Raw genomic sequence first — 5,580 nt, 5'->3', positions numbered from 1 at the left:
GGAACTTCCCGTTCGCGATGGCCCCCCGCAAGATCGCGCCGGCGCTCGCCGCCGGGTGCACGGTGGTCATCAAGCCGCCGGCACTCACGCCGCTCACGACCATCTTCTTCACGAAGCTGCTGGAGGAGGCGGGGCTCCCCGCCGGCGTCGTCAACGTGGTGCAGACCTCGAAGTCCAGCGCCCTGTCCGCGCCGATCATCGCGGACCCCCGGCTGCGCAAGCTGTCGTTCACGGGGTCGACCGAGGTGGGCCGCAAGCTCATCGCGCAGGCGGCCGAGGGCGTGCTGCGCGTGTCGATGGAGCTCGGCGGCAACGCGCCGTTCGTGGTGTTCGACGACGCCGACCTCGACAAGGCCGTGGAGGGCGCGCTCGCCGCGAAGTTCCGCAACATCGGCCAGGCGTGCACGGCGGCCAACCGCTTCATCGTGCACCGTGACGTGGCCGGCGAGTTCGCCAAGCGGGTGACCGAGCGCGTGAACGCGATGAAGATCGGCCGCGGCACCGAGGAGGGCGTGGCGATCGGCCCGCTCATCGACGAGGACGCGGTGGCCAAGGCGGGCGAGCTCGTCGATGACGCGGTGGAGCGCGGCGCGACCCTGCTCGCGGGCGGCAAGGCGCTCGAGGGCACCGGCACGTTCTACGAGCCCACGGTCCTCACCGACGTCGTGGCCGGCAGCGCGATCCTGCGCGAGGAGATCTTCGGCCCGGTGCTGGCGATCGCCACGTTCGAGACCGAGGACGAGGCCGTGCGCCTCGCGAACGACACCGAGTACGGCCTGGTGTCGTACGTGTTCACCGAGAACCTGCAGCGCGGTCAGCGCATGATCGACGCGCTCGAGACCGGCATGATGGGACTCAACGTGGGCGTGGTCTCCAACGCGGCGGCTCCGTTCGGCGGCGTCAAGCAGTCCGGTGTCGGACGCGAGGGCGGCTTCGAGGGCATCCACGAGTACCTGTCCACCAAGTACACGCTGATCCCGGTCTCCTGACCGGACGGCAAGAGGAGGAGACATGACCGACTACGCCGTCGTCAATCCCGCCACCGGCGAGACCCTGGCCACGTACGACACGTTCACCGATGCGCAGATCGAAGAGGCGGTCGCGGCCGCCGACGAGGCGCACCGCGAGTGGTCGCGCTCGACCACGGTCGCGGAGCGCGCACGGCTGCTGCGCCGCGCCGCCGAGCTGCATCGCGAGCGCCGCGAGGAGCTGGCCGACGTGTTCGTGCGCGAGATGGGCAAGCCGCGCGAGGCCGCGCTCGGTGAGGTCGACTTCGCCGCCGACATCGCCGAGTACTACGCGGATCAGGCCGAGGACATCATGGCCGACCAGCCCATCACGATCCTCGGTGACGGCTCGGCGATCATCCGCCGGTCGTCGCTGGGGCCGCTCGTGGGCATCATGCCGTGGAACTTCCCGGCCTACCAGATCGTGCGCTTCGCGGCGCCGAACCTGATCGTCGGCAACACGATCCTGCTGAAGCCCGCGCCGCAGTGCCCGGAGTCGTCGAGCGCGATCGAGGCGATCTACCACGACGCCGGGTTCCCGAAGGGCGCGTACCAGAACGTGCTCGCCACGAACGAGCAGATCGCCGACATGATCGCCGACCCGCGCGTGCAGGGCGTCTCGCTCACCGGCTCGGAGCGTGCGGGGGCGGCGGTGGCCGAGGTCGCCGGACGGCACCTCAAGAAGGTCGCGCTGGAGCTCGGCGGCTCCGACCCGTTCCTCGTGCTCTCGACCGACGACCTCGACGCGACGGTCCAGGCCGGCGTGGACGCGCGGCTCGACAACAACGGTCAGGCGTGCAACGGGGCCAAGCGCTTCATCATCGTCGACGAGCTGTACGACGCGTTCGTGGAGAAGTTCACGGCGGCGATGGCGGCCGTCGAGGCGACCGACCCCACGCAGGACGACACCGTGCTCGGACCGGTGTCGTCGGAGGCGGCGGCGGAGAACCTGCAGAAGCAGATCGACACCGCGGTCGCCCAGGGCGCCACGCTGCTGACCGGGGGCACGCGCGACGGGGCGTTCTTCGCGCCGACCGTGCTCGCCGACGTCACGCCGGAGATGGACGTGTACCGGGAGGAGCTGTTCGGCCCCGCCGCCGTCGTGTACCGCGTGGCCGACGAGGACGCCGCGGTGCAGCTGGCGAACGACACCACGTTCGGGCTCGGGTCGTACGTCTTCACGACCGATGAGGCCCAGGCGGAGCGGGTGGCCGACAAGATCGAGGCCGGCATGGTGTACGTCAACCTGGTTCTCGCCGACAGCCCGGAGCTGCCGTTCGGTGGCATCAAGCGCAGCGGCACCGCGCGTGAGCTCGGACACCTCGCAGCCGACGAGTTCGTCAACAAGAAGCTCATCCGCATCGGCTGAGTCCGACGCGGTGACGGTGCCCGGGGGTCGATCGGCCCCCGGGCACTGTCGCGTCCGGACCTGTGACGTTCGGACGGGTGCTGTCCAGCCGGCGGGTCCGTGGGTGACAATGGCGGCATGAGTGTGCACAGCGACCCCGTCCGGACCCTGACCGATGCCGAGAGCTGGGAGCGCCTGCGCGGACAGGAGCTCGGACGCCTCGTGACCCACATCGGCGACACGATCGACATCTTCCCGATCAACTACGCGGTCGACGGGGATGGCATCGTGTTCCGCACCGCTCCGGGGAGCAAGCTGTTCGAACTGACCGCGAACGCCGATGTGCTGTTCGAGGTCGACGACCACACCGACGTCGACGCGTGGAGCGTGGTCGTGCGCGGGCACGCCGCGGCGCTGGAGACCGATGCCGATGTCGCGCGCGCCGAGGCCGCGGGGCTGCGCCCGTGGATCCCGACCGTCAAGCGGGTGTTCGTCCGCATCGCACCCGCCTCGGTGTCGGGACGCGCGTTCCATCGTGATCCCGAGCCGGAGCGCGACGGCCCCCAGGAGTACTGACCGGCCCGCGTCAACCCCGGCACCAGGGCGGAGGGGCGGGCGTAGGGTCGGGGTATGGCCAACGTCGCTGAGAACATCGTCAAGACTCTGCACGCCAACGGGATCGATCGGGTCTACGGCATCCCCGGGGATTCACTCAACGGATTCACGGACGCGCTGCGCAAGGACGGCCGCATCCGCTGGGTGCACGTGCGCCACGAGGAGTCCGCGGCGTTCGCGGCCGCCGCGGACGCGGGCACCACGGGTGAGCTCGCCGTCGTCGCCGGCTCGTGCGGGCCGGGCAACCTGCACCTCATCAACGGGCTGTACGACGCCCAGCGTTCCCGCGTGCCCGTCCTGGCGATCGCGGCGCACATCCCGACGACCGAGATCGGCACCGGCTACTTCCAGGAGACGCACCCGCAGGAGCTGTTCCGCGAGTGCAGCGTGTACGTCGAGTACGTGGCGGACCCGAAGCAGATGCCGCGGCTGATGGAGATCGCGATGCGGGCGGCGATCGAGCAGCGCGGTGTCGCGGTGCTGGTGATCCCTGGCGATGTGGCGCTGGCGGAGATCGAGGATGACCGCGCGGTCGTGGTCCGCCGCGCCCGGCCGGTGGTGGCACCGAGCGGGGCGGAGCTGGAGCAGGCGGCCACGCTGCTGAACGCCGCGAAGCGCGTCACGATCCTCGCCGGCGCCGGCGTCGAGGGCGCGCACGACGAGGTGATCGCGCTGGCCGACCGTCTGGGCGCGCCGATCGTGCACGCGCTGCGCGGCAAGGAGTTCATCGAGTACGACAACCCGTTCGACGTCGGCATGACCGGTCTGCTCGGGTTCGCGTCCGGCTACCGGGCGATGGAGGCCGCCGACACGCTGCTCGTGCTCGGCAGCGACTTCCCGTACGAGCAGTTCTACCCCGACCACGCGACCACGATCCAGGTGGACATCCGCGGCTCGCAGCTCGGCAAGCGCCACCCGCTCGACCTCGGACTCGTGGGCGACGTCGGCGCCACCGCAGAGGCCCTGCTGCCGCGCCTCGCCCGCAAGGACGACCGCACGCACCTCGACGACGCGACGGCGCACTACCGCAAGACGCGCAAGAAGCTCGACGAGCTCGCGGTCCCGGCGAAGGGCGACCGCCCGATCCACCCGCAGTACCTCGCGCGGCTGCTCGACGAGCACGCCGCGGACGACGCGATCTTCACGGCCGACGTGGGGTCGCCGACGGTGTGGGCGGCGCGTTACCTGACGATGACCGAGCACCGTCGACTGATCGGCTCGTTCACGCACGGCTCGATGGCGAACGCGCTGCTGCACGGCATCGGCGCGCAGGTCGCCCACCCGCAGCGCCAGGTCGTGGCCCTCGCGGGCGACGGCGGGCTGTCGATGATGCTGGGCGAGCTGCTCACGCTCACGCAGAACCGTCTGCCCGTGAAGACCATCGTGGTGAACAACTCCTCGCTGAACTTCGTGGAGCTGGAGATGAAGGCCGCCGGGTTCGTCACGTACGGCACCGGACTGGACAACCCGAGCTTCGCCGCCATCGCCGAAGCCATGGGGATCTTCGCCCGCCGGGTGGAGCGCAGCGACGAGCTGCCGGACGCCGTCCGCGAGGTGCTGGCGCACGACGGTCCCGCCCTGCTCGACGTGGTCACCGAGCGTCAGGAGCTCTCGATGCCGCCCGCGATCGAGGCGGCGCAGGTGAAGGGGTTCGCGCTGTACGCGATCCGCACGGTCATGTCGGGCCGCGGCGACGAGCTCCTCGATCTGGCGCGGGCGAACTGGCGCCAGCTGTTCTGACGCCTCCGGCCGCGCGGGGTGCGGGCTCAGCTCTCCAGCAGCGCCCGCACCTCGGCCGCCTCGCCGTGGCGGCCGAGCCCTTCGAGCACGTCGCCGAGCTCGAGCGCGGTGACCTGACGCAGCGGCGGGAAGCCTTCGGCGTGCTCCAGGGCGCTGCGGTAGACCGCGACCGCGTCGGCGGCACGCTCGTTGCCCGCGAGCACCCGGGCGGCGAACAGCTCGGAGCCTCCGGCGGAGCCCGGGTCGCCCAGCTCCGCGAACGCGTCCGCGGCGGTGAGCGCGGCGGCCACGGCCTCGTCGATCCGTCCGAGCTGCGCGAGCGCGCGGGCGCGGGAGTCCGTCACGTCGGCGTGCAGCCACCCGGCCTCGTGCTGCTGCGCGAGGGCGGCGACCTCGTCGAACAGGGCGAACGCCCGCTCGTCGCCGCGTCCGCCGTAGGCCTGACCCAGGCTGTGGAGCACCTCGCTGAGGGCGCCGACCGCTTCCGGCGCGCCCCGGACGATCTCGGCCGCGCCCTCCAGGAGGCGGATCGCGTCGTCGTGCTCCTCGAAGCGGGCGAGGATCTTCGCCTGCTCGGTCATCGCCATCGCCTGGTCGGCGTGCTCCGCGCCCTCGCCGAACAGTTCGGCGGCGTAGCCGTGCACGCCCACCGCCTGTCCGAACTCGCCCGACTCGGCCAGAGCGCGCGCGAGCAGGGTGGCGGTCATGCCGCGGGAGGCGGGGGCCACGTCGGCCTGCTCCTCGCGCTGCAGCACGTCGCCGAACAGCTCGGCGGCCTCCTGGGCGTCGCCGGAGCGCAGCATGGCGCGGGCGAGCCGGAAGTCGACGCCGGTCGCGTCGCCTCCGGCCTCGGCGCGCAGGCGCGAGGCG

At 71.7% G+C, this 5,580-nt stretch carries 4 protein-coding genes and 1 pseudogene; 4 read left to right on the top strand and 1 reads right to left on the bottom strand.

The annotated features are described in order from the left end of the window. From DW299_RS06960 to poxB, 4 genes are all read left to right on the top strand, one after another. A partial coding sequence (locus tag DW299_RS06960) for an aldehyde dehydrogenase family protein (protein WP_136036152.1) occupies positions 1-989 on the top strand: 989 nt, incomplete at its 5' end. A 22-nt stretch (positions 990-1,011) separates the two neighbouring features. Next, positions 1,012-2,376: an NAD-dependent succinate-semialdehyde dehydrogenase gene (locus DW299_RS06955; RefSeq protein ID WP_136036151.1), complete on the top strand. Its 1,365-nt coding sequence runs from the start codon at positions 1,012-1,014 to the stop codon at positions 2,374-2,376. Between the two features lie 117 nt (positions 2,377-2,493). Beyond that, positions 2,494-2,931, top strand: coding sequence for a pyridoxamine 5'-phosphate oxidase family protein (locus DW299_RS06950; protein ID WP_136034416.1), 438 nt, complete (start codon positions 2,494-2,496; stop codon positions 2,929-2,931). A 54-nt stretch (positions 2,932-2,985) separates the two neighbouring features. Continuing rightward, entirely contained in the window at positions 2,986-4,710 is a 1,725-nt protein-coding gene (gene poxB / locus DW299_RS06945; protein WP_136034414.1) for a ubiquinone-dependent pyruvate dehydrogenase, read from the top strand. A 26-nt stretch (positions 4,711-4,736) separates the two neighbouring features. Here poxB and DW299_RS06940 read toward each other — a convergent pair. Next, positions 4,737-5,580, bottom strand: a pseudogene (locus DW299_RS06940) (hypothetical protein); the annotation flags it as partial.

This window comes from Microbacterium sp. K35, from assembly GCF_004794375.1.
GTDB classification, from domain to species: domain Bacteria; phylum Actinomycetota; class Actinomycetes; order Actinomycetales; family Microbacteriaceae; genus Microbacterium; species Microbacterium sufflavum.
The sequence above is the reverse complement of the archived record's forward strand: the minus strand, read 5'-3'. Positions and strand labels throughout refer to the sequence as shown.

Coding starts and splice junctions, on each gene's coding strand:
- DW299_RS06955 (WP_136036151.1), top strand. CDS start 1,012: ATGACCGACTACGCCGTCGTCAATCCCGCCACCGGCGAGACCCTGGCC.
- poxB (WP_136034414.1), top strand. CDS start 2,986: ATGGCCAACGTCGCTGAGAACATCGTCAAGACTCTGCACGCCAACGGG.
- DW299_RS06950 (WP_136034416.1), top strand. CDS start 2,494: ATGAGTGTGCACAGCGACCCCGTCCGGACCCTGACCGATGCCGAGAGC.